The following is a 21,864-nucleotide window of genomic DNA, read 5'->3' as shown; positions in this document are numbered from 1 at the left end:
TTATACGGATCGGCAGCATTTCCCTCCACCCTCAAGGGAAGTCCCTCTCTAAATTCCGATTCAGCAGTGTGGTTTCCTTAAAATGAAAGTGTTGAAAGGCCAGGACATCCTGGCGCTTGGTTTCATGACCTTTGCCCTGTTCGTCGGGGCTGGCAACATCATCTTCCCGCCGATTGTCGGTTTGCAGTCCGGGCCCCATGTCTGGATGGCGGCGCTGGGCTTTCTGGTCACGGCGGTCGGGCTACCGGTCATCACCGTCGTTGCGCTGGCCAAGGTCGGTGGGGCGATGGATGCCTTGAGCAGTCCTATCGGCAAGGTGGCCGGTGGCCTGCTGGCGGCTGTGTGCTACCTGGCCGTCGGGCCGCTGTTCGCCACTCCGCGCACCGCCACAGTCTCCTTCGAAGTCGGGCTGGCGCCGTTGACCGGTGAAAGCCCGCTGGCGCTGTTTCTCTACAGTGCGGTGTATTTCCTGCTGGTGTTCTTCATCTCGCTCTATCCCGGTCGCTTGCTGGACACCGTCGGGCGATTCCTTGCTCCGCTGAAAATCATCGCCCTGGCCGTGCTGGGCATTGCCGCGTTTGCCTTGCCCGCCGGCGATATCGGCGTGGCGACACCGCAATACGTGGCCGCGCCATTCTCCCAAGGGTTCATCAACGGTTACCTGACTATGGATACTCTGGGCGCATTGGTGTTTGGCATCGTCATCGTCAATGCGATCCGTTCCCGGGGCGTTGAATCGCCTGCCTTGATCACCCGCTACGCCATCATCGCCGGGCTGATCGCCGGGGTCGGGCTGGCGCTGGTCTATGTCAGTCTGTTCCGCCTGGGATCTGGCAGCCATGAAGTGGCTGCGGGCGCGACAAACGGCGCGGCTGTGCTGCATGCCTATGTGCAACACACGTTCGGCAGCCTGGGCAGCGGTTTCCTGGCGGTGCTGATTTCCCTGGCGTGCCTGGTCACTGCAGTTGGCCTGACGTGCGCCTGTGCCGAGTACTTCAGCCGTGTCTTGCCGCTGTCGTACAAAACATTGGTGGTCATCCTGGCGGCGTTTTCGCTGCTGGTGTCGAACCTCGGACTGACCAAGCTGATCGCTTTCTCGATCCCGGTTCTGACCGCGATTTACCCACCGTGCATTGCCTTGGTGGCCCTGAGCTTCTGCAAGGACTTCTGGCATGAGCAGGGGCGCATTGTCGGCCCGGTCATGCTGGTGTCGTTCCTGTTCGGCCTGATCGATGCGCTTAAAGGCGCCGGACTGGCGGATTGGATGCCGACGCAAATGGCCCACCTGCCATTGAGCGAGCAGGGCCTGGCCTGGCTCGTGCCGTCGGTGATGACCCTGGCGGTTGCGTTGGTGTGTGATCGTCTGCTGGGCAAGCGCAGCGAAGCCTTGGCCTGAGTTGCCGCGGCCTGCCACGAGTGGGCCCACCGGTAAAAAACCAATGCCCCGTATCCATCGATACGGGGCATTTTTTATGGCGCGAGTGCAGTGTCTTTTTCCTTGGACTAACGTCGAAGCATTGTCTTGAAAGGCTTGTGCCGGCCCTGTGGACTGAGCAAGGTCAATCGCAAGCTGCTCCATGTTCTTCGTCAGATAAGGAATTACATGTCATTCATCCAAGCCAATCTGATCCATCTTCTGGCCGCTGTCTGGTTCGTCGTCTGCTGGGGCGGCTACACCCGTTATGCGTCGTTGAAAGCTCGCGATACGGCCTGTCTGGCCAGCGTCATGCACTTGTATCGCGAAGACTGGATGCGCCGCATGTTGCTGCGCGAAAACCGTATCGCCGACGCCAGCGTGATCGGCAACCTGGAGCGCAACGCGTCCTTCTTCGCCTCCAGCACGCTGATCATCCTGGCGGGCATCCTGACGGTGCTTGGGGCGTCCGATCGTGCGGTGTCGTTGTTGGCCGATTTGCCGATGGTGCAGCAGGCGTCCCAAGGCATGTCCGAGGCCAAGTTGCTGTGCCTGGCGCTGGTGTTTGTGTATGCCTTCTTCACCTTTAGCTGGTGCATGCGCCAATACAACTTCGCGGCGGTTCTGGTGGGATCGGCGCCAATGATCGGCGAGCGACATGTATCGGCGCAGGAACGCAAGGCCTTCGCGCTCAGGGCGGCGCGGGTGATCTCCATGGCGGCTAACCAGTTCAATTTTGGCCTGCGCGCTTATTATTTCGGCATGACCATGTTGGCGTGGTTCGTCAGCCCCTGGTTGTTCATGTTGATGAGTGCAGGCGTGGTGTTGGTGCTGTACCGCCGGGAGTTTCACTCCGACGTGCTGCAGGTCATGGTTTACACCCCCACCGAGGCGCCATTGCCTGATGTAGGCAAGGACCCGGCCTGACAGAACGGTCACTACCAAATCGCAGACAAAAGAAAACCCGCGCTAGGCGGGTTTCTTTATATGCCCAAACCGTATTAGTTGGTTGCCGGTGCGGTGGCGGGCGCTGTTGCAGGTGCTTGTTCCTGTGTAGCAGCTTCGTTCGATTCGGCCTGATCTTTGGCGGCTTCGGCGTTTTCTTTCGCTGCGTCGTTCACTTTATCCTGTGCTTCGCTCATTTTTTCCTGAGCTTGCTCAGCGTGTTCGTTGGCATCTTGAGCTTTGTCCTCGGATTTTTTATCGCAGGCAGCGAGACCGAGGGAGGCGGCCAACATCAAGGCAATAGCTAAAGTCTTACGCATGGGGTGTTTCTCCTTATGGAAATAACTACTGGCCTTTTGAACGCCCCCCCTTGGATTAAGTTCCTCTTTTGCTACAGATATATAACTTTGTATGGGAACGGAACTTTACAGGGCATGCTTGTTACCGCGACTGCTCATTAATAAAGGCGTTAAATCCAATGGCGCAAGACCCCGTTTTTGAGCGTGCGACACGCTTTCTGTCCGCACTGCGACATTGTCAGGTGCTGGGCTTGAAGTTGCACAGTGCCAGTCCCGAGGGGCTGACTGTGATCCTGCCTTACAGCCCCCAGATCGTCGGCAACCCCCTTACGGGCATCATCCATGGTGGCGCGTTGACGTCGTTGATGGACACGGCGTGTGGCATGTCGACGTTGTGTGTGTTGCCGCAGTTCGAGGTCTGTCCGACTTTGGACCTGCGCATCGACTACATGCACGCCGCTGAACCGAACAAGGATGTCTATGGCTTTGCCCAATGCTATCGGGTCACTCAGGACGTGATCTTCAGCCGTGGATTTGCCTATCAGGACGACCCCGAACAACCTATCGCCCATGTGGTGGGCACCTTCATGCGCCTGGGCCAGCACGCCAAGGGAATCAAAAGGGGTGGCCCGCTGGCTGCCGTAGACAAGCCATGAGCGACATCACTCAGGAACAACTGCGCCACGCCTGCGAGCGGGGCGACTACGCGCTGCTGCTGGCCTCGATTCCTTATGCGCGGTTGATCGGCGTGGAATGCTCGCGTCAGGACGAGGAGCTGCTGTTTCGCCTGCCGGCCAACAAGGACAACATTGGTAACCCTTTATTGCCGGCCATCCACGGCGGCGTCATCGCCGGTTTCATGGAGTTGTCGGCCGCGGTGTATCTGTTGATTGCCACCCGTGCGACGGGCGTGCCGAAAATCATCGATTTCTCCCTGGATTACCTGCGCGCCGGGCAGTTTCGCGACACTTTCGCCAGATGTCAGGTCTGGCGGCAGGGGCGCCGGGTAGCCAATGTTGCGATCACCGCCTGGCAGGATCTCGAGGCCGAACCCATTGCCACCGCCCGGGCGCATTTCAAGATTCAGGAGTCTTCAAAAGCGCATAGCCCTTGAAATCATCAGCGTTGCCCCCACCTTGAGGACATCCCGCCGCCAATCTCAGCGAGGCGGACACCACCATCCACTTGGAGTTTGATGACCATGAGCGTGGAAACTCAAAAGGAAACCCTGGGCTTCCAGACCGAGGTGAAGCAACTGCTGCACCTGATGATTCACTCGCTGTATTCGAATAAGGAAATTTTCCTTCGCGAGCTGATTTCGAACGCCTCTGACGCTGTCGACAAATTACGTTTCGAAGCCCTGTCCAAGCCAGAGTTGCTGGAAGGCGGCGCCGAACTGAAAATCCGCGTGAGCTTCGACAAGGACGCCAAGACCGTCACCCTCGAAGACAACGGCATCGGCATGAGCCGCGAAGAGGTGATCACTCACCTGGGCACCATCGCCAAGTCCGGCACCGCCGATTTCATGAAGAACCTCTCCGGCGACCAGAAAAAAGACTCCCACCTCATCGGCCAGTTCGGTGTCGGTTTCTATTCCGCGTTCATCGTCGCTGATCAGGTCGAAGTGTTCAGCCGCCGTGCCGGCCTCGCTGCGAGCGAAGGTGTGCATTGGTCGTCCAAGGGCGAGGGCGAGTTTGAAGTCGCCACCGTCGACAAGGCTGATCGCGGTACCCGCATTGTGCTGCACCTCAAGTCCGGTGAAGACGAGTTCGCCGATGGCTGGCGCCTGCGCAACATCATCAAGAAGTACTCCGACCATATCGCGTTGCCGATCGAGCTGCCGAAGGAAGTCGCCGCTGCCGAAGGCGAAGAAAAGCCCGAAGTGGAATGGGAAACCGTCAACCGCGCCAGTGCCCTGTGGACCCGTCCGCGCACTGAGGTGAAGGACGAGGAATACCAGGAGTTCTACAAGCACGTTGCACATGATTACGAGAACCCGCTGAGCTGGAGCCACAACAAGGTCGAAGGCAAGCTGGAGTACAACTCACTGTTGTACGTGCCGGCCCGTGCGCCGTTCGACCTGTACCAGCGCGAAGCACCACGCGGCTTGAAGCTGTACGTGCAGCGTGTATTCGTGATGGACCAGGCCGAATCGTTCCTGCCGCTGTACCTGCGTTTCATCAAGGGCGTGGTCGATTCCAATGACCTGTCCCTGAACGTTTCGCGGGAAATCCTGCAGAAAGACCCGATCATTGACTCCATGAAGTCGGCGCTGACCAAGCGTGTTCTGGACATGCTGGAAAAACTGGCGAAAAACGAGCCCGAGCAGTACAAGAGCTTCTGGAAGAACTTCGGCCAGGTGATGAAGGAAGGCCCTGCCGAGGACTTCGCCAACAAAGAAAAAATCGCTGGCCTGCTGCGCTTTGCTTCGACCCAGGGTGATGATGGCGAACAGATCGTTGGCCTGGCCGATTACCTGGCCCGCGCCAAGGAGGGTCAGGACAAGATCTACTACCTGACCGGTGAAACTTATGCACAGGTCAAGAACAGTCCGCACCTGGAAGTCTTCCGCAAGAAAGGCATCGAAGTGCTGCTGCTGACCGACCGCATCGACGAATGGCTGATGAGCTACCTCAGCGAGTTCGACGGCAAGAGCTTTGTCGACGTGGCCCGTGGTGATCTGGACCTGGGTAACCTGGATTCGGAAGAAGACAAGAAAGCCGCAGAAGAAGTCGCCAAGAGCAAGGAAGGCCTGGTTGAGCGGATCAAGACTGCCCTGGGCGATGCTGTCAGCGAAGTGCGGGTTTCTCACCGCCTGACGGACTCCCCGGCGATCCTGGCCATCGGTGAACAGGACCTGGGCCTGCAGATGCGGCAGATCCTTGAAGCCAGCGGTCAGAAAGTCCCGGACTCCAAGCCGATCTTCGAATTCAACCCGGCTCACCCGCTGGTGGATAAGCTCGACAACGAGCAGAGCGAAGAGCGTTTCGGCGACCTGTCGCACATCCTGTTCGATCAGGCCGCCCTGGCGGCGGGTGACAGCCTGAAGGACCCGGCGGCCTATGTGCGCCGCCTGAACAAGCTGTTGGTTGAACTGTCAGCTTAATCAAGTGCAGGAAAAACCCGCTTCGGCGGGTTTTTTCATTTCTGGTGTTCCGTTTCAAGAGGAGTCCGTCATGAGTCAGGTTACGGTTAGTTCGCTGGAGTATCAGATCGATGGTCGAACCTATGAGGGCCGCCTGGCCTTCGACGTTAGCCAGCAGGGCTCGCGCCCGGGTTTGCTGATGGCGCCCAATTGGATGGGCGTAGGGGCGGGGGCCGAGGAAATCGCCAGGTCAGTGGCGGCCAACGGCTATGTTGTGTTGATCGCCGATCTTTACGGCCAGGACGTGCGCCCGACCAATGCCGATGAAGCCGGGGCTGCGATGATGCCGCTCAAGAATGATCGTGCCTTGTTGCGCAAGCGCATGCAGGCGGCATTCGAGCAACTGCAAAGTCAGGGTGAGGCGCAGGTCGATGCGTCGAGACTTGCTACGTTCGGTTTCTGCTTCGGCGGCTGCTGCTCCCTGGAGCTAGCACGCACAGGCGCACCGTTGAAGGCCGCTATTTCGTTCCATGGCACCCTGGACACACCCAATCCGGCGGATGCGCAGAACATCAAGGGGGCGGTGCTGGTCATGCATGGCGCCTCGGACCCATTGGTGCCCAAGGAGCAACTGCCGGCTTTCGAAGACGAAATGAACGCCGCCGGGGTGGATTGGCAACTGCTGAGCTACGGTGGTGCGGTGCATTCGTTCACCGATCCACAGGCCAATGTCCCGGGCAAGATGATGTACGACGCCAAGGTTGCCGCACGGGCGTTCCGGTCGATGCATAATTTGCTGGATGAAGTGCTCAGGGGCTGAGATTGGGCCTGGTGCTGAATAGGCTGTCGCCTGCCAGACTGCTATCGCGAGCAGGCTCGCTCCCACATTTGACCGAGGTGTTCGCGCCATTTGCGAATGGCAACGGTCCAGTGTGGGAGCGAGCCTGCTCGCGATGGCGGCCTGTCAGACACCGCTGAATTCAGGGCAATTCGATCCGCTCACTTTCCCCCGGCACGGTCGGCCAGTCCCCGGCCGCCCAACGCCGGCGGGCTTCGTCTATTCGCGCCGGATCGCTGGAGACGAAATTCCAGTTGATCCGACGTGGCCCATCCAGCGGCGCGCCGCCGAACAGCACCGCATGGCAGTCGCTGTCGGCGAACAGTGTCATTTGTTCCCCGGCCGGGAGCACCACCAACGAGTGGCGCTCCAGCGGTTCACCGTCCAGCTGCGCCTCGCCGCTGAGCACATACAGTGCCCGCTCTTCATGCTCGGTGGGAATCAGCAGGGTCGTTGCGGTTTGCAGGTTCAGTTCGGCGTACAGGGTCGGGGACAGCGTCGGCACCGGTGATTCCAGGCAAAAACCCGACCCGGCGATCATCCGGATCTTTACCCCCAGGTTATCGCTGACCGGCAGGGTGTGCGCCGGATGATGGCTGTAGTGTCCAGGCCCCTGTTCGTGGGATTGGGGCGAGGCCAACCAGACTTGCAAGCCGTGCATGACGAAGTCGCTGCCCAGCAGTGATTCGGGCGTGCGCTCGACATGGGCGATGGCGCTGCCCGCGGTCATCCAGCTGACGTCCCCGGCGTCCACCACTTGATCGGAGCCAAGGCTGTCCTTGTGCTGGAGCTGCCCTTCGAACAGATAGGTGAGGGTCGACAACCCGATATGGGGATGCTGACGAATGTTCATGCCTTGACCGGCTTTGTAGGAGGTTTGCAGCATGTGGTCGAAAAAAACGAACGGTCCGACGCTGCGACACTTGGCGGACGGCAGCGGGCGAAGAATCGGCTGGCCTTCCACATCTTCTGCGCGTGGGCGAATGGTCAGGGGCGTGATCATGATGTCTTCCAGGTTGAGCAACGGATGGGCAAAGCATAACCCGCCGTGACAACTGACGGCACATGCGCCGTGAACCCGGACGCGACGGTCGGGGTCTATCCTGTTCATAACTTTCTGGAGTCCGCCCGTGCCCATGACCCGTCTGATCTTCGCCTGGCTGCTGGCCGTTTCGAGCAGTGGCGTCATGGCCCGCGAATATGCCTACAGCGATGCACACCTGCATTACGTCGATTTCTTTCAGGAAACCGCCGGCATGCCCGAGTTACTGAAGGCGATGGCCGACAATCGCATCGAGCATGTGATGATTTCAGGCATACCGGTGGCCAAGAAATGGCATGAGGATGAGCCCAAGCGCCCGCGTTACTACGCCGGTGACGATGCGGACGCCTATTGGTACAGCGCCACCGATGTAATTGTCGCGGCGGCGGTGAGCAAGTTGACCGCTGAACAACGCCAGCACTTTCATCCTTTTTTGTCCGGTTTCAACCCCAACGACAAAAACTCCGCCATGCACATCCAGCGCATGCTCGATCTGTATCCGGGTTTGTGGCAAGGCATTGGTGAGGTGTTCACCCGCCATGACGACCTGACGGCACTGACGTCGGGGGACACCCCGCGGGCCAACAACGAGGCCATGACGCGGATCTATCACCTGGCGGCGGAGAACGATCTGCCGGTGCTGCTGCACTCCAACATCACCTCCAAGCGTGAGAAAAACGCGCTGTATTTGCCGGAAATTGAAGAGCCGTTGCGCAACCATCCTCACACGCGGTTCATTTGGGCGCATGCCGGCACCAGCATGGAGATCCATCGTCACCAGACGCGGCTGGATTTTCTGTTGCCGACACTGACCCGGATGCTGGAGACCTATCCGAACCTGTACATCGACCTGTCCTGGAGCGTGCTCACGCCTTACCTGCTGGACGAGGCGGGCAAACCCCGCGAGGCGTGGCTCAAGCTGGTGGAGCGCTTCCCGGAGCGTTTTATGTTGGGGTCGGATGTAGTGGGGCGTTTCGACAATGTCGGTAAGGAATTACGCAGCTTCGATCCGTTCCTGGATGCGTTGCCGGAAGAGGTGGCGAGGAACGTAGCTCGGGATAATTTCCTGGCGGTGTTGTGTGGGAGCAAGGCTTGCCCGCGATGAAGGTATTGCAATTTCGCAATTGAGGGCGCCTGCAGCGCGAGCAAGCTTTGCTCCCACAGAAGCTCTCAGTGCACAAGGTGACCATCGCCTTGTCATCAGCCTGTCACCGCCGCGTCATACCCTCGCGCTCATCACAATCAAGGAGCGCACTATGCACCTCACCCGTTCAAGCGCACTGGTCGCGCTGTTGTCGGTCTGCGGCCTGGCCCAGGCGGAAGTCCGTGTCGAAGGCCCGGTGGAGTACGGTATCTTCGAAGGGCCCCAAGCCGAACTGCAATCAGGGGAGCGGGTTCTGCGCCGCAGCAACGAGCAGATCCGGCAGACTGAAAGTGTACCGGCCAAGCTGGGCACCAAGTTCGGTCTGCGCTACCGCTTGGCGGACAAGGTGGCTGACGACCAGCCATTGACCCTGTTGTATTTCACCCCAGGCATTCGCACCCCCGATGGCGTGCGCCACGATAAATTCGAAGTCACCCAGAAACTGGTGCCCGGTGCACCGCAGGATGTGATGGCCTACGAGTTCACCGAAAGCCACGAAGTGGTGCCGGGGGAGTGGCGGTTCATGGTGTTCCAGGGCGATCGATTGCTGGCGCAGCAACGGTTTGTCGTGCGCTGAATCTGTGAGAGCGAGCCTGCTCGCGATAGCAATCTGTCAGCCAACATAGATGTTGAATGTCAGGGCCTCATCGCGAGCAGGCTCGCTCCCACAAGGGAATTATCCACAGGGAATGTGGTGTACAGAGTAGCCAAAAAAAAACGCCCCGAACCAGTCGGGGCGTTTTTGTGTGTGGCGTTGCGGCGGGGCTTACTTGCCCTGCCAGCGCTTCAATACCAGCGTGGCGTTGGTGCCGCCGAAGCCGAAGCTGTTGCTCATCACGGTGTCGATCTTGGCGTCTTCGCGAGTCTTGGTCAGGATCGGCAGGTCGGCCACTTCCGGGTCCAGTTCGTCGATGTTGGCCGAGCCGGCGATGAAGTTGCCTTCCATCATCAACATGCAGTAGATCGCTTCGTGAACGCCTGCGGCGCCCAGGGAGTGACCCGACAGGCTCTTGGTGGAGCTGATGGCCGGGGCGTTGGCACCGAACACTTCGCGCACGCCTTTCATTTCCGCGACGTCACCGACCGGGGTCGAAGTGCCGTGGGTGTTCAGGTAGTCGATGGGCGTGTCGACGGTGGACATGGCCATCTGCATGCAGCGGATGGCGCCTTCGCCGCTTGGGGCGACCATGTCATAGCCATCGGAAGTGGCGCCGTAGCCGACGATTTCCGCGTAGATTTTCGCGCCACGGGCCAGAGCGTGTTCCAGCTCCTCGACCACCACCATGCCGCCGCCGCCAGCGATGACGAAGCCGTCACGGTCGGCATCGTAGGCGCGGGAAGCTTTTTCCGGGGTGTCGTTGCGCTTGCTGGACAGGGCGCCCATGGCGTCGAACAGGAACGACTGGCTCCAGTGTTCTTCTTCACCACCGCCGGCGAACACGACGTCCTGCTTGCCCATCTGGATTTGCTCCATGGCGTTGCCGATGCAGTGCGCACTGGTGGCGCAGGCAGAGGCGATGGAGTAGTTCAGGCCCTTGATCTTGAACGGCGTGGCCAGGCAGGCGGAAACGGTGCTGCTCATGGTCCGAGTGACGCGGTACGGGCCGACGCGCTTGACGCCTTTTTCGCGCAGGATGTCCAGCGCTTCCATCTGGTTCAAGGTCGAGGCACCACCGGAACCGGCGATCAGGCCGGTGCGCGGGTTGGACACCTGCTCTTCGGTCAGGCCGGAGTCAGCGATGGCGTCCTTCATGGCCAGGTAGGCGTAAGCCGCCGCATGGCCGACGAAACGGTAGATCTTGCGATCGATCAGCTCTTCGAGGGGAAGGTCAATGGAGCCGGAAACCTGGCTACGCAGACCCATTTCGGCATATTCCGGATTGAACCGGATGCCAGGGCGACTTGCACGCAGGTTAGCGGAGACGGTCTCTTTGTCATTGCCCAGGCACGAAACGATGCCCAGACCAGTGATAACGACGCGGCGCATGCGGATAACCCTTAGAAGTTGTCAGTGGAGGTGAAAACGCCGACCCGAAGGCCTTCGGCGGTGTAGATCTCGCGACCATCCACAGCCACTGAACCATCGGCAATGGCCATGTTCAGCTTGCCCTTGAGGACGCGTTTGATATGAATGTTATAGGTAATCTTCTTCGCGCTCGGCAGAACCTGACCGAAGAACTTCACTTCGCCCGAACCCAGGGCGCGACCGCGGCCTGGCAGGCCTTGCCAGCCGAGGAAGAAACCGACCAATTGCCACATGGCATCCAGGCCCAGGCAGCCCGGCATCACCGGATCACCTTCGAAGTGGCAGGCGAAAAACCACAGGTCAGGAGTGATGTCCAGCTCGGCGACCAATTCACCTTTGCCGTACTTGCCACCCTCTTCGCTGATATGGGTGATGCGATCCACCATCAGCATGTTCGGGGCGGGCAGTTGCGCGTTACCTGGGCCGAACAGCTCACCGCGACTGCAGCGCAGCAGGTCTTCCCGAGTAAAGGCGTTTTGTTTGGTCATGCGAGCTCCTCAATAGTCCCATGCGGCAGGGTGGGGCAAATCTTCCCGGCCGATCGAAGCGTTCATGCCTCGAATCGACAGCCTACTCATAGACTATTGCGTTGTAGTGAAAGTCACAGCACACGGGAAATGAATGTACACCTGTGCACTGAAATTTTTATTCAAGCCCCAATCGGGACTTGTTCGGGTGGTTAAGACTGCCGCACTTTCGCCTTTCACGCCAGTCGCAGATGGTCGAAACGCCTGCACTAACGCACCCAGCGCTGCAGAATTTGCTGCAGGTCAGCTCTTTTGAACGGTTTGGCCAGGTAATCGTTCATGCCCGCCGCGAGACAGGCTTCGCGATCGCCCTGTAGCGCATTGGCCGTCAGAGCGATGATGGGCACCTCGCCGCAGCCGGGTAACTGGCGGATCTGTCGCGTGGCTTCGTAGCCATCGATGATGGGCAACCGGCAATCCATCAGAATCGCCTCGAAAATCAGACTTTCGGCACTGCGGATGGCTTGGGCGCCGTCGGCGGCGATGCTGACGGTGAAGCCCAGGCTGCGCAGCATGGCTTCGATCACGGTCTGGTTCACCGGATTGTCTTCTACCAGCAGCACGTTGCGGCCCTCGCCATGACCGCTGCCGATGCCGTCGGGGAGCTTTGGCGCCAGGGCTATCGGTGCCTTTTTCGACAGGGCCAGAGGGATCTCCAGGGTAAACACCGACCCCTGGCCTTCTTCGCTCTGGGCGCGCAATGTGCCCCCCATGCGCTCAGCCAGGGTGCGGGCAATCGGCAGCCCCAGGCCGGTGCCACCGTAGCGCCGGGAAATCGAACTGTCGGCTTGCTGGAAGGCATCGAACATGCGCTCCAGGCTTTCGGTCGCGATCCCGATGCCACTGTCGCGCACCGTGCAGGTAAACCACAGGAGTTCGTGATCCAGTGCCTGCCACTGGCATTGCACGGTGACGCGGCCTTGTTCGGTGAATTTCAGGGCATTGCCGATCAGGTTGACCAGGATCTGCCGGATCCGCGTCGGGTCGCCTTGCACCTGCAAGGGCTGCATGTCATCAGGGATCAGCAGGTCCAGGCCCAGCTTGCGTTGCGCGGCGCTGTGCTGGAACGACTGGGCGCAACTGGCGACCAGCTCCGCCAGATTGAACGGGATGTGTTCCAGCTCCAGGGCCGAGCGTTCGATGCGCGAGAAGTCGAGAATGTCGTTGATGACTTTCAGCAGGTGCTCGGTGGATTCGCTGGCCAGCGCCGTGTACTCGAATTGCTCCTCCGTCATTTCGGTGGTTTCCAGCAGTTGCAGCATGCCCAGTACACCGTTCATGGGGGTGCGCAGTTCATGGCTCATCATCGCCAGGAATTCGGACTTGGCGCTGTTGGCCTTCTCCGCTTCTTCCCGGGTTTTGATCAACTGCGCCATGGCCTGGTGCTGTTCACGGCTGGCTTGCTCGAGACCGTCGGCCAGATTGTTGATATGCCGCGACAAGGCCCCCAGTTCGGCATCGTCGACGATGGGCAGCGGCGTGCCGTAGTCGCCTTGCTGGATCGCCATGACTGCGTTGCCGATGTCGCGGATCGGCCGGGACAGGTTGGACGCCAGGCGACGCGCCACCAGGAAGGTGAACAGCAGGGCGAACAGCGCCAGGATCGCGGCCTTGAGGAGGATTTCCTGCTGCCGCTGGCTGAAGGCGTCACTGGACATGCCGACGATCACCCGGCCCAGGTAATCCTCATCGGGCGCCTCGATGGTCATGCTGTTGCCTTGCAGGAAATCATTGTTCAAGGCAATGCGCTGCAGGCGAACCGGCGCCTGGAAAACTTCGATCTGCTGGGAATGCTTGCGGCCTTGCGCGGGCTGCTCGACATACACCACAACCCGGTCCGTGCTGTCTTGCACCTCCAGAAAACGCACATGAGGCGTGGCCAGGGTGGCAGTGAGCAGATTTTCCAGCACCTCGTTATTGCCCGATATCACCCCATACTCCGTGGCCGGGGCCAGTTGGTTGGCGATCAACTGCCCGGTGTGGTTGAGTTCCTGGCGCAGGTCCTGGATTCGCACGAAGGTAAAGAAGCTGATCAACAGCACCGTCAGCAGCAAGGCCGGGCCGAGGGCGATAAGCTGGGTGCGGGTATTGATGTCCCAGCGGCGACGCAAGGTCATGGGCGTTGTTCTCCTTCGGCCAGCTGTGCAGCGACGGATTCGGCGTCAATCGGCTCGATCCCCAGTGAGCGGGCGACCTGCTGGTTGCTCAGGACTTTGAAGCGGGCCGGATACAGGGTGCGGGGCCAGGTGGCGGCGGGGCGGTCCAGCAAATCGTCGAGAATTGCCAGCCAGTCCTCCTGGTCGCTGTAGGTGCTGGCCAGGCTGCCGGCCTTGACGAAAGCGGCGTTGGGCCCGATCAGCGCACGTTGCCGGGCGTAGCTGCTGAGCAACAGATTCTTTACCGTCTTGGGGTTGTACAGATCGGGGTCGTCGAGCCCCAGCAGCACATCGCTGCGGCCCAACAGCTTTTGCAGAGGGCGACTGTCACTGGTGTCGTCCCAGCGTTCACTCACGATCTCCAGCCCCAACGGCGTCGCTGCCTGGCGGATTTCCTTGAGCAGGAACTCGCTGTGCCCGTCGAACAGCACGCCGACCCTGCGCATTTGCGGAAGGATCGCGCTAATCAGGCGCAATTGCCGCGTCAGCGGCGGATCGCTCCACAACAGGCTCAGGTGATCGGGCGTTGTCTCGCCCAGGCGGTCCCTGGCTTGTTGGCGGCTGATTCGCAGTACCAGGGTGGCGGGCCCGTGGGTTTCCTGCAGGCGCCAGTCAAGGCTGGGCAGGTCAAGCAAGATCAGGCGGACATTGCGGGGCAGTTTGCCGGGCGCCGGCAGGCTGGCCAGCGGAGTAAACCTGACGTTGTCCTCGGGGCGCAGGGCCTTCAGGGCCTGGGTGAATGACTGAGCGCCAGGGCTGTTATGGGCACCGGTCAATAGAATGTCGGCGGCGCGGGCCTCGATCGTTGCCAGCCAGCCTGCAAACACCAGGCACAGCGCCAGCGGCAGGCGGCCACGAAAGGGCGTCTTGCGCGATTGACCCCGGAACATCTAGAACGACAACTCCGCAGTGAAATACAGGACGTGACGGGAGTCGTAGTGGTTGTCGACAAACGTAGTGGGCTGGTTGTCGAGACGCTGCTGCAGGATGCCCGCCAGTTCCAGGTTGGCCTTGCCCAAAGAAATGCGTTTGGCCAGGCGGGTGTCGACTCGTTCAAAGCGATAGCCGTTAAGGTCGTCCGCGCCATAATAGAACACCGCACTGTTCCAGCCTCGGCCCCAGTCCCGCAGCCAGCCGGCCGAACCGCTATTGCGGGCGGTCGGCTGTTCGTCGAGGGCATTGCTGGCCAGCGCATCGACGTAGGCATAGGTCAGGCGCAGGCGGTCGGCGCTGGTGATGCGCCAGTCGAACTGGGTTTCGGCCCCGGAAAACTGTGATTCATTGGCGTTGCTGGCAATGTACTGATTGTTGCGCAGGGGTTCGCTGATCATGCCGGTGATTTCGTCATGGAACAGCTTCACATCGACGCTCAGCCCCAGGTTCATGAAATAACCGTTGTAGCCCAGTTCCCGGGAGCGCATGTGCTCCTGGTCCAGGTTTCCCGGCCCTCGGGTCTGGACAAAATAACGGGCACTGCTCTGGCCGAAGGCGGTGGGCTTGAGGTTGGTGACCTGATAACTCCAATTGACATTGTTCTCGAACATGTCCGGCGAGCGCACCGCCTCGGAGTACACCGCCCGCAGGCCATGGCGTGGTGTGATCAGGTAGTTGACCGCCACCCGCGGCGTCAGCGAGCTGCCGGTCAGGTGGGTGTCTTCGAACATCGCACCGCCCTGTACCAGCCAATGTTCGCTGGCCCGCCACTCCAGTTGGCCGAACAGGCGCCAAGTGGTGTCGTCCAGCGTGCCGTTGAAGTACGTCTCGGAGTCGGCCCGGTCGTAGCGATAGTTTGCCCCGGTGACCAGTCGCAGGCTGTCGGACAGGCTCAGGGTGTCCTGGATTTCCAGGTCGTAGCGCGACTCACGGGCGCTCTGGTCGATATCGCCGCACAAGGTTTGCGAGGCGCCGTTGCGCCATTGATCGAGCACCTGATTGGCCAGCGCCTGTTCTTGCGGGGTGCCGGGCGGCGCACCGGTGCCGGTGAAGCTGGGAATATTGCGCGCCAGCTTCTCGGCGTAGTTAGGGTTGAGCAACCACAGATCGGTCAACTGCGGGCTGAAGGAGACCTCGGCATCGCAGGCGCGCCAGGTCTGCTGGCGATCCCAATGCTGGAGCGAGCCTTGTACATAAAGGCTGTGGTTGGGGTTCAGGTCCAGGTTCCAGCGCAGCGAACCGGCGTAGTCCTTGGCGACGACATCGGAGTTATCCCCGGCGGCCGTAATCCCGGCGAACACTGGACGGTAGGTATAAGGCCGCTGATTGGTCCCGTCCTTGGCGTTCAGTTGCCAGTCGATGCTCTGCTGTTCGTTCAGGGTCTGGCTGACGGACAGGTTGAAACGGTTCAAGCGTCGACTGTCGCGGTAATCGGCGCCGGTGCGGTTGCTGTCAAAGCCGTCGTCTTCCTGGCCGGACAGTGACAGCCGCAGGTCACCGCTCTCCCAACCGCTGCCCTGGCTGGCGTACCAGTCGCTGATGCCACGCTGGCCTCGGGTGATTTTCAGGCGGGTGCCGTGGCTGTCGGCCGGAGCGCGGGTGATGATATTGACCACCGCCATCAGTGCATTGGCGCCGTAGCTGACGGTGTTGGGGCCGCGGAAAACTTCGATCCGCTCGATGTCTTCCATGGCCACTGGAATATCGCTCCAGTCCACCGTGGCCAGGCCGGCGCGATACACCGAACGGCCATCGATCAGCACCTGCATGCGCCGCGCTTCGGTGGCGTTGGTGCCGTGGTAGTTCACGGCGGCCTGGTTCCCGCTGATATTGCCGACCATCATGCCCGGCACCAGGCGCAGCAGTTCGCTGATGTCCCGGGCGCCACTGGCCTTGATCAATTCGCTGTCCAGCACGGTCATGCTGCCGGGGACCGCCGCCGGCGATTGTTTCAGGCGCGTGGCCGTCAACACTTGGGGCAGGGGCTGACTGTCGACGAACAAGTCGTCGGCCAGCACTGGCGGGCTGATGAACAGCGCCAATACGAGCGACGAACCTGAACGGGAAGGGCCAACGAACACGGCACAGCCTTTGATTAGGGAAAGGATGGCCGGCATGTTAACCGAGGTGAGTGACTTTTCCATTCACGTTGACAGCATTTTCCTAGGAATTGATGGTCAGCTTCCTACAACTGCCGGTAATTGTAGTCGGGGCTGGTCGCGGTGTGGCCGCTCCGTATAATGCCGGCATTGCCACTTGGTATGGATGAACGGATTGCATATGACTGAACAGCGCCCGATTGCGGTCCTGGGGGGCGGGAGTTTCGGTACCGCCGTGGCCAATCTGCTGGCCGAGAACGGCCACCCGGTGCGCCAATGGATGCGTGACCCGGAGCAGGCCGAGGCCATCCGGGTCAATCGCGAGAACCCGCGTTACCTCAAGGGCATCAAGATCCGCCCTGAAGTTGAACCGGTGACTGACTTGCAGGCCACCTTGCAGGACTGTGACCTGTTTTTCGTCGCCTTGCCGTCCAGCGCCCTGCGCTCGGTCCTGGCGCCCCATGCCGAACGCTTGAGCGGCAAATTGCTGGTGAGCCTGACCAAGGGGATCGAAGCCCAGACCTTCAAGCTGATGAGCGAGATTCTCGAAGAAATCGCCCCAAAGGCTCGAATCGGTGTGATTTCCGGGCCGAACCTGGCGCGCGAGATCGCCGAGCACGCGCTGACCGCCACCGTAGTCGCCAGTGAAGACGAAGAACTGTGCCAGCGGGTCCAGGCCGCGCTGCATGGGCGAACCTTCCGGGTCTACGCCAGTGCCGACCGTTTCGGTGTGGAACTGGGCGGGGCGCTGAAGAATGTCTATGCCATCATCGCCGGCATGGCGGTGGCGCTGGGCATGGGGGAGAACACCAAAAGCATGCTGATCACCCGGGCGCTGGCGGAAATGACCCGTTTTGCCGTCAGCCAGGGTGCCAATCCGATGACCTTCCTGGGGTTGGCCGGGGTCGGCGATTTGATCGTCACCTGTTCCTCGCCTAAAAGCCGCAACTACCAGGTCGGTTTCGCCCTCGGTCAGGGGTTGAGCCTGGACGAGGCTGTGTCGCGCCTGGGTGAAGTGGCCGAAGGAGTGAATACGCTCAAGGTGCTCAAGGCCAAGTCTCAGGAGTCCGGGGTCTACATGCCACTGGTCGCGGGGCTGCATGCGATTCTGTTCGAAGGGCGCACGCTGGAGCAGGTGATCGAACTGTTGATGCGTGGCGAGCCCAAGACCGACGTCGATTTCATTTCCACCAGTGGCTTCAACTGAGCCTCTATTGATCAGAAGCGGGAGCAAACCATGAGCGATCCAAAAGAGCAGGCCCGATACGAGTCCATCCTGCTGCGTGTGTTGTGGATGGTGATTTACCTGCTGGTCTGGCAGGTGGCGCAGTTCATCCTGGGCGCGGTGGTATTGGTGCAACTGATCTATCGGCTGATCTATGGCGCGCCCAGTGCCAGCCTGATGAACTTTGGTGACAGCCTGAGCCAGTTCCTGGCGCAGATCGGCCGTTTCGGCACCTTCCACAGCGACCAGAAACCCTGGCCATTCGCTGACTGGCCCACCCCGCGCACGCCGGAAGGTGAAGCGCCTCACGTGGTGGCGCCGGCTCCGCATCCGGTCCGGGACGAGGAGCCCAAGCTATGAAATTGTGGGTATTGCGTCATGGGGAAGCCGAGCCATACGGTGCCCGTCCCGACCCTGAGCGGGCGCTGACCGCTCACGGTCGCGAAGAAGCACTGCGCAGTGCCGCCGCGCTGATCGGCCAGCCGCTGAGCGCCATTTATGCCAGCCCGTACCTGCGCGCCCAACAGACCGCCCAACTGGTGCGCGAAGCCTTGGGCTTCGCGCCGGAGTTGATCACTGTTGATTGGCTCACGCCGGAAACCCGCCCGCAAAAAGTCCTGGAACAGCTGGTTGATCAGGGCGACGTGCTGCTGGTCAGCCATAACCCGCTGGTGGGCAGCCTGCTGGGCTTTCTGCAACACGGTCACCTGCAACAACCCGAACAGGTTAAAACGGCTGGCCTGGCCGAGCTGGAGGGTGACCTGCCGCTGGCCGGGGCGATGCAGCTCAAGGGCATTCAGCATCCCTGAGAGGTCTCTGGTCGCAGGGTTGAGCACAACAAAAAACATAAAGGAAGGACAACGATGAGTCTGTGGCGCACCACCCCCAACATCGAGCAACTGAACGCCGCCGGTAAAAACACCATCAGTGAAGTGTTGGACATTCGTTTCGAATCTTTCGACGACGAGTCCCTGACCGCCAGCATGGTGGTCGATCACCGCACCCACCAGCCATTCGGCCTGTTGCATGGCGGTGCATCGGTGGTGCTGGCTGAAACGGTCGGGTCCATGGCGGCCTATCTGTGCGTGGACACCAGCAAGTTCTATTGCGTGGGCCTGGAGATCAATGCCAACCACTTGCGCGCTGTGCGCAGCGGTCGGGTGACGGCCACGGCCCGGATGGTCCATCTGGGCCGCACCACCCAGGTCTGGGACATCCGCCTGACCAACGACGAAGGCAAAGTCAACTGCGTATCGCGCCTGACCATGGCCGTGGTGCCGCTGGGTGAACAGCCGCCGGCGCGTTGACGCTCTAGCTGGACGCAATCCTGCGGTGAGGGATCTTCTGTGGGAGTAAGGCTTGCCCACGATGGTGTCGACGCGCAACACCTGATCCACCCCAGCGCCTGCATCGCGGGCAAGCCTTGCTCCCACACGTCTCCTTCGCCACATGGGGCAGTGCTTACAGCTAGATAGCCCCATAGCCCAAGCCCGACTGTCATCATTGCTGTCAGTTACGGTCATTGCCGCGCCACCGGGATGTGCGGACAATCGGTTCCAGTTTCCCCATGGATCCACTGTCATGTCGCAACAGGTGTTTTTCGCCCACGCCAATGGTTTTCCCTCGGCCACTTACGGCAAGCTGTTCGCCGCGCTGGCGCCGCAGTACGAGGTCGCGCATCTGGAATTGCACGGCCATGACCCGCGTTTTCCGGCAGACGATAACTGGCACAACCTGGTGGACGAGCTCATTCATCATCTGGAACAACAACCTGAACCGGTGTGGGGCGTCGGCCATTCCCTGGGTGGCGTTCTGCATCTGCATGCCGCATTGCGCTGTCCACAGTTATATCGTGGCGTGGTAATGCTCGATTCGCCGGTGCTGACCCGCGCCGATCAGTGGGTGATCCTGGCCGCCAAGCGCCTGGGGTTCATCGATCGTCTGACTCCAGCGGGACGGACGTTGGGCCGGCGTGAAGAGTTCGCTGACCTGGAGTCGGCCCGGCAGTATTTTTCCGCCAAGACGCTGTTCCGCGGGTTTGACCCGGAATGCTTCGACGCCTACCTGCAACATGGCTTGCAGCAAGTCGGCGACCGCTTGCGGCTGCGCTTCGATCCGGCCACGGAGATCAGCATTTACCGCGGCGTGCCGCACACCAGTCCCGGCCGGGCCCGTATGCTCAAAGTGCCGCTGGCGGTGGTGCGCGGTCGGCAGAGTCGCGTGGTGATGCGCCATCACACCCGTTCGGTGGGTCGAATGCCCCATGGTGAATCCCTGAGCATGCCCGGCGGCCACATGTTTCCCCTGGAACGTCCGCAGGACACGGCCAGGTTGCTCAAGGATCTCTTTCAGCGCTGGGAAGGGCGCAGCTTATGAGTGGGGTTGAAGAAGTCCGTCTGAGCCTGCCCCACATTGAACTGGCGGCCCACCTGTTCGGGCCGGAGGATGGCCGGCCGGTCATCGCCTTGCACGGTTGGCTGGACAATGCGAACAGCTTCGCCCGGCTGGCTCCACGGCTTGAGGGCCTGCGGGTCATTGCACTGGACATGGCCGGTCACGGTCACTCCGGGCATCGCCCACCCGGTGCTGGCTATGCCCTGTGGGACTATGCCCATGATGTGCTGCAAGTCGCCGAACAACTGGGCCTGGCGCGTTTCGCCCTGCTGGGGCATTCCATGGGCGCCATCGTCTCGCTGGTGCTCGCCGGAGCCTTGCCCGACCGGGTCACGCACCTGGGGCTGATCGACGGGGTGATCCCTCCCACGGACAAAGGCGACAACGCCGCCGAGCGCATGGGCATGGCCCTGCAGGCGCAGCTGGATTTGCAACAAAAACGAAAACCGGTCTACAAAACCCTCGACCGGGCCATTGAGGCCCGCATGAAAGGCCTGGTGGCGGTCAGTCGCGAAGCCGCCGAATTGCTGGCCCAGCGCGGCCTGATGCCGGTGCCGGGAGGGTACACCTGGCGCACCGACAATCGCCTGACCTTGCCATCGCCGCTTCGCCTGACCGATGAGCAGGCCATGGCCTTCGTGGCGCGGGTCGCTTGCCCCGCGCATCTGGTGGTGGCTGCTGACGGCATGCTTGCCCGACACCCCGAGTTGCTGGAGCGTCTACCCTTCAGTCATGAACGGTTGCCCGGCGGTCATCATTTGCACCTGAACGACGAGGCTGGCGCCGCGCTTGTAGCAGACTGTTTCAATCGGTTCTTCACCGTTTCTTGACTTGCGCCTGGCAACTGTCGAGGCTGGGCGGGTTGAAAAAGGGAGACAACCATGACAGATCTCTGTTTAGCGGCCTCGCAGTGCATCGATGACACCGGCCTCACCCCAGAGACCCAGGCCATGCCGATCCGATGAAATTATCCATTCATTCACTCGCCTTGCTTACGCTGGCCTGCTTCAGCCCGGCATCGTTTGCCGCCGATGTTCCCGGCAGCCGGGACCTGGAGCGGGTGCCCCGCATGCCCGACGCGCAAATTGTCGATTACCGGCAAACCACTGACCTGGAGCGGATTTATCCCCTGGGTTCGATCCGCAAGATCAGCGGCCAGTTGCGCTTCGATGGGCAGGTCGATGCCCGTGGCAACACCACGTCGGTGACTTACGAACTGCCGCCGGAACACTCCGCCATCCAGGCCTTTACCGCTGCCCGCGAAGCCTTGCAGAAGCAGGACGCGCAACTGTTGTTCTGGTGCCAGGCTCGTGATTGCGGCGAAAGCAGCCTGTGGGCCAACGAAGTGTTCGGCAATGCCAAGCTCTATGGTGCCGATAACGGTCAGTCTTATCTGCTGCTGCGCCTGGCGCCGCCCGCGGATAACACACTGATTGCGCTGTATGGCATTACTCGCGGCAATCGTAAGGCTTACCTGCATGTCGAGCAGTTCGAGGCAAACGCCTCGCTGGGGAACCTGCTGCCCACATCGGCCACGCTGTTGCGCCAGCTCAAGGACACCGGCGTGCTGGACTTGCCGCGTCTGGTCGGCGAACCGGACGAAACCTGGTTGCGCCTGCTATCCCGGGCGCTGAACCTGGACACGGGTCTTCGAGTCACTGTCGCCGGACCCCAGGCCGAGGCCTGGCGGCAAGCATTGATCGATCAGGGGGTCCGGGCGGCGCGAATGGAGGCCGC

22 protein-coding genes are annotated in these 21,864 nt (G+C 60.9%); 15 read left to right on the top strand and 7 right to left on the bottom strand.

The genetic code is table 11. The features are described 5' to 3' along the window. The first annotated feature begins 82 nt into the window (after positions 1-82). Complete coding sequence (gene brnQ, locus GSM73_RS15190) at positions 83-1,396, top strand: branched-chain amino acid transport system II carrier protein (RefSeq protein ID WP_047230485.1); 1,314 nt, start codon at positions 83-85, stop codon at positions 1,394-1,396. A gap of 207 nt (positions 1,397-1,603) precedes the next feature. Then, a complete protein-coding gene (locus GSM73_RS15185) occupies positions 1,604-2,341 on the top strand; it encodes a DUF599 domain-containing protein (RefSeq protein WP_160893104.1) in 738 nt (245 codons plus the stop codon). 74 nt (positions 2,342-2,415) lie between these two features. Here GSM73_RS15185 and GSM73_RS15180 read toward each other — a convergent pair whose 3' ends face one another. Continuing rightward, positions 2,416-2,679 (bottom strand): hypothetical protein, encoded by a 264-nt coding sequence (locus GSM73_RS15180; protein ID WP_047230330.1) that lies wholly within the window; start codon positions 2,677-2,679, stop codon positions 2,416-2,418. A 158-nt stretch (positions 2,680-2,837) separates the two neighbouring features. Here GSM73_RS15180 and GSM73_RS15175 point away from each other — a divergent pair, with 158 nt between their 5' ends. The 4 genes from GSM73_RS15175 (at position 2,838) to GSM73_RS15160 (ending at position 6,563) form a co-directional block, all read left to right on the top strand. After that, positions 2,838-3,314 (top strand): PaaI family thioesterase, encoded by a 477-nt coding sequence (locus GSM73_RS15175; RefSeq protein WP_047230331.1) that lies wholly within the window; start codon positions 2,838-2,840, stop codon positions 3,312-3,314. Then, a complete protein-coding gene (locus tag GSM73_RS15170; RefSeq protein WP_047230332.1) occupies positions 3,311-3,772 on the top strand; it encodes a PaaI family thioesterase in 462 nt (153 codons plus the stop codon). Before GSM73_RS15175 ends, GSM73_RS15170 begins: the two co-directional genes overlap by 4 nt. A gap of 87 nt (positions 3,773-3,859) precedes the next feature. Next, positions 3,860-5,764, top strand: a complete 1,905-nt coding sequence (gene htpG, locus GSM73_RS15165) for a molecular chaperone HtpG (RefSeq protein ID WP_047230356.1) — start codon at positions 3,860-3,862, stop codon at positions 5,762-5,764. Positions 5,765-5,834: 70 nt separating this feature from the next. Further along, complete coding sequence (locus GSM73_RS15160; protein ID WP_047230333.1) at positions 5,835-6,563, top strand: dienelactone hydrolase family protein; 729 nt, start codon at positions 5,835-5,837, stop codon at positions 6,561-6,563. A 160-nt stretch (positions 6,564-6,723) separates the two neighbouring features. On the opposite strand, the gene GSM73_RS15155 is transcribed toward GSM73_RS15160, so the two are convergent. Then, positions 6,724-7,584, bottom strand: a complete 861-nt coding sequence (locus tag GSM73_RS15155) for a pirin family protein (RefSeq protein ID WP_160893160.1) — start codon at positions 7,582-7,584, stop codon at positions 6,724-6,726. A gap of 133 nt (positions 7,585-7,717) precedes the next feature. Between GSM73_RS15155 and GSM73_RS15150 the strand changes: the two genes are divergently transcribed. Together GSM73_RS15150 and GSM73_RS15145 are read left to right on the top strand one after the other, a co-directional pair. Continuing rightward, on the top strand, positions 7,718-8,728 hold the full coding sequence (locus tag GSM73_RS15150) for an amidohydrolase family protein (protein ID WP_160893158.1): 1,011 nt from the start codon (positions 7,718-7,720) through the stop codon (positions 8,726-8,728). Positions 8,729-8,879: 151 nt separating this feature from the next. After that, positions 8,880-9,344 carry a DUF3859 domain-containing protein gene (locus GSM73_RS15145; RefSeq protein WP_047230336.1) on the top strand — a complete coding sequence of 155 codons (465 nt, stop codon included), beginning with the start codon at positions 8,880-8,882 and terminating at the stop codon, positions 9,342-9,344. Between the two features lie 189 nt (positions 9,345-9,533). On the opposite strand, the gene fabB is transcribed toward GSM73_RS15145, so the two are convergent. From fabB to GSM73_RS15120, 5 genes are all read right to left on the bottom strand, one after another. Then, on the bottom strand, positions 9,534-10,754 hold the full coding sequence (gene fabB / locus GSM73_RS15140) for a beta-ketoacyl-ACP synthase I (protein ID WP_047230337.1): 1,221 nt from the start codon (positions 10,752-10,754) through the stop codon (positions 9,534-9,536). Between the two features lie 11 nt (positions 10,755-10,765). After that, positions 10,766-11,281, bottom strand: a complete 516-nt coding sequence (fabA, locus tag GSM73_RS15135) for a 3-hydroxyacyl-[acyl-carrier-protein] dehydratase FabA (protein ID WP_047230338.1) — start codon at positions 11,279-11,281, stop codon at positions 10,766-10,768. A gap of 248 nt (positions 11,282-11,529) precedes the next feature. Continuing rightward, positions 11,530-13,437 carry an ATP-binding protein gene (locus GSM73_RS15130; protein ID WP_076383815.1) on the bottom strand — a complete coding sequence of 636 codons (1,908 nt, stop codon included), beginning with the start codon at positions 13,435-13,437 and terminating at the stop codon, positions 11,530-11,532. After that, positions 13,434-14,366, bottom strand: a complete 933-nt coding sequence (locus tag GSM73_RS15125) for an ABC transporter substrate-binding protein (protein WP_047230340.1) — start codon at positions 14,364-14,366, stop codon at positions 13,434-13,436. The genes GSM73_RS15130 and GSM73_RS15125 overlap by 4 nt, the downstream gene beginning before the upstream one ends. Next, positions 14,367-16,526 (bottom strand): TonB-dependent siderophore receptor, encoded by a 2,160-nt coding sequence (locus tag GSM73_RS15120; RefSeq protein ID WP_230682659.1) that lies wholly within the window; start codon positions 16,524-16,526, stop codon positions 14,367-14,369. A gap of 163 nt (positions 16,527-16,689) precedes the next feature. Here GSM73_RS15120 and GSM73_RS15115 point away from each other — a divergent pair, with 163 nt between their 5' ends. From GSM73_RS15115 to GSM73_RS15085, 7 genes are all read left to right on the top strand, one after another. After that, positions 16,690-17,715 (top strand): NAD(P)H-dependent glycerol-3-phosphate dehydrogenase, encoded by a 1,026-nt coding sequence (locus tag GSM73_RS15115; protein WP_047230341.1) that lies wholly within the window; start codon positions 16,690-16,692, stop codon positions 17,713-17,715. Positions 17,716-17,745: 30 nt separating this feature from the next. Continuing rightward, positions 17,746-18,093, top strand: coding sequence for a DUF4389 domain-containing protein (locus GSM73_RS15110; protein ID WP_047230342.1), 348 nt, complete (start codon positions 17,746-17,748; stop codon positions 18,091-18,093). Then, positions 18,090-18,542, top strand: coding sequence for a phosphohistidine phosphatase SixA (gene sixA, locus GSM73_RS15105; RefSeq protein WP_047230343.1), 453 nt, complete (start codon positions 18,090-18,092; stop codon positions 18,540-18,542). The genes GSM73_RS15110 and sixA overlap by 4 nt, the downstream gene beginning before the upstream one ends. A 54-nt stretch (positions 18,543-18,596) precedes the next feature. Further along, positions 18,597-19,040, top strand: coding sequence for a hotdog fold thioesterase (locus GSM73_RS15100; protein WP_047230344.1), 444 nt, complete (start codon positions 18,597-18,599; stop codon positions 19,038-19,040). A 274-nt stretch (positions 19,041-19,314) separates the two neighbouring features. Beyond that, positions 19,315-20,109, top strand: coding sequence for an alpha/beta fold hydrolase (locus tag GSM73_RS15095; protein WP_047230345.1), 795 nt, complete (start codon positions 19,315-19,317; stop codon positions 20,107-20,109). Further along, positions 20,106-20,957: an alpha/beta hydrolase gene (locus tag GSM73_RS15090; RefSeq protein ID WP_047230346.1), complete on the top strand. Its 852-nt coding sequence runs from the start codon at positions 20,106-20,108 to the stop codon at positions 20,955-20,957. The genes GSM73_RS15095 and GSM73_RS15090 overlap by 4 nt, the downstream gene beginning before the upstream one ends. 143 nt (positions 20,958-21,100) lie before the next feature. Then, on the top strand, positions 21,101-21,864 hold a 764-nt coding region (locus GSM73_RS15085; RefSeq protein WP_160893156.1), incomplete at its 3' end, for a DUF4892 domain-containing protein.

Origin of the sequence: Pseudomonas sp. PICF6, from assembly GCF_009831705.1 — a bacterium.
In the GTDB taxonomy this organism is placed as follows: domain Bacteria; phylum Pseudomonadota; class Gammaproteobacteria; order Pseudomonadales; family Pseudomonadaceae; genus Aquipseudomonas; species Aquipseudomonas rhizophila.
Note: the sequence above shows the minus strand (reverse complement) of the source record. Positions and strands in the feature narration are given on the sequence as shown.

Bases quoted from the DNA above. Each gene is read 5' to 3' on its own strand.
- GSM73_RS15185 (WP_160893104.1), top strand. From the start codon at position 1,604: ATGTCATTCATCCAAGCCAATCTGATCCATCTTCTGGCCGCTGTCTGG.
- htpG (WP_047230356.1), top strand. From the start codon at position 3,860: ATGAGCGTGGAAACTCAAAAGGAAACCCTGGGCTTCCAGACCGAGGTG.
- GSM73_RS15110 (WP_047230342.1), top strand. From the start codon at position 17,746: ATGAGCGATCCAAAAGAGCAGGCCCGATACGAGTCCATCCTGCTGCGT.
- GSM73_RS15180 (WP_047230330.1), bottom strand. From the start codon at position 2,679: ATGCGTAAGACTTTAGCTATTGCCTTGATGTTGGCCGCCTCCCTCGGT.
- fabB (WP_047230337.1), bottom strand. From the start codon at position 10,754: ATGCGCCGCGTCGTTATCACTGGTCTGGGCATCGTTTCGTGCCTGGGC.
- GSM73_RS15175 (WP_047230331.1), top strand. From the start codon at position 2,838: ATGGCGCAAGACCCCGTTTTTGAGCGTGCGACACGCTTTCTGTCCGCA.
- GSM73_RS15090 (WP_047230346.1), top strand. From the start codon at position 20,106: ATGAGTGGGGTTGAAGAAGTCCGTCTGAGCCTGCCCCACATTGAACTG.
- fabA (WP_047230338.1), bottom strand. From the start codon at position 11,281: ATGACCAAACAAAACGCCTTTACTCGGGAAGACCTGCTGCGCTGCAGT.
- sixA (WP_047230343.1), top strand. From the start codon at position 18,090: ATGAAATTGTGGGTATTGCGTCATGGGGAAGCCGAGCCATACGGTGCC.
- GSM73_RS15100 (WP_047230344.1), top strand. From the start codon at position 18,597: ATGAGTCTGTGGCGCACCACCCCCAACATCGAGCAACTGAACGCCGCC.
- GSM73_RS15120 (WP_230682659.1), bottom strand. From the start codon at position 16,526: ATGCCGGCCATCCTTTCCCTAATCAAAGGCTGTGCCGTGTTCGTTGGC.
- GSM73_RS15145 (WP_047230336.1), top strand. From the start codon at position 8,880: ATGCACCTCACCCGTTCAAGCGCACTGGTCGCGCTGTTGTCGGTCTGC.
- GSM73_RS15155 (WP_160893160.1), bottom strand. From the start codon at position 7,584: ATGATCACGCCCCTGACCATTCGCCCACGCGCAGAAGATGTGGAAGGC.
- GSM73_RS15095 (WP_047230345.1), top strand. From the start codon at position 19,315: ATGTCGCAACAGGTGTTTTTCGCCCACGCCAATGGTTTTCCCTCGGCC.
- GSM73_RS15150 (WP_160893158.1), top strand. From the start codon at position 7,718: ATGACCCGTCTGATCTTCGCCTGGCTGCTGGCCGTTTCGAGCAGTGGC.
- GSM73_RS15170 (WP_047230332.1), top strand. From the start codon at position 3,311: ATGAGCGACATCACTCAGGAACAACTGCGCCACGCCTGCGAGCGGGGC.
- GSM73_RS15160 (WP_047230333.1), top strand. From the start codon at position 5,835: ATGAGTCAGGTTACGGTTAGTTCGCTGGAGTATCAGATCGATGGTCGA.
- GSM73_RS15115 (WP_047230341.1), top strand. From the start codon at position 16,690: ATGACTGAACAGCGCCCGATTGCGGTCCTGGGGGGCGGGAGTTTCGGT.
- brnQ (WP_047230485.1), top strand. From the start codon at position 83: ATGAAAGTGTTGAAAGGCCAGGACATCCTGGCGCTTGGTTTCATGACC.
- GSM73_RS15125 (WP_047230340.1), bottom strand. From the start codon at position 14,366: ATGTTCCGGGGTCAATCGCGCAAGACGCCCTTTCGTGGCCGCCTGCCG.
- GSM73_RS15130 (WP_076383815.1), bottom strand. From the start codon at position 13,437: ATGACCTTGCGTCGCCGCTGGGACATCAATACCCGCACCCAGCTTATC.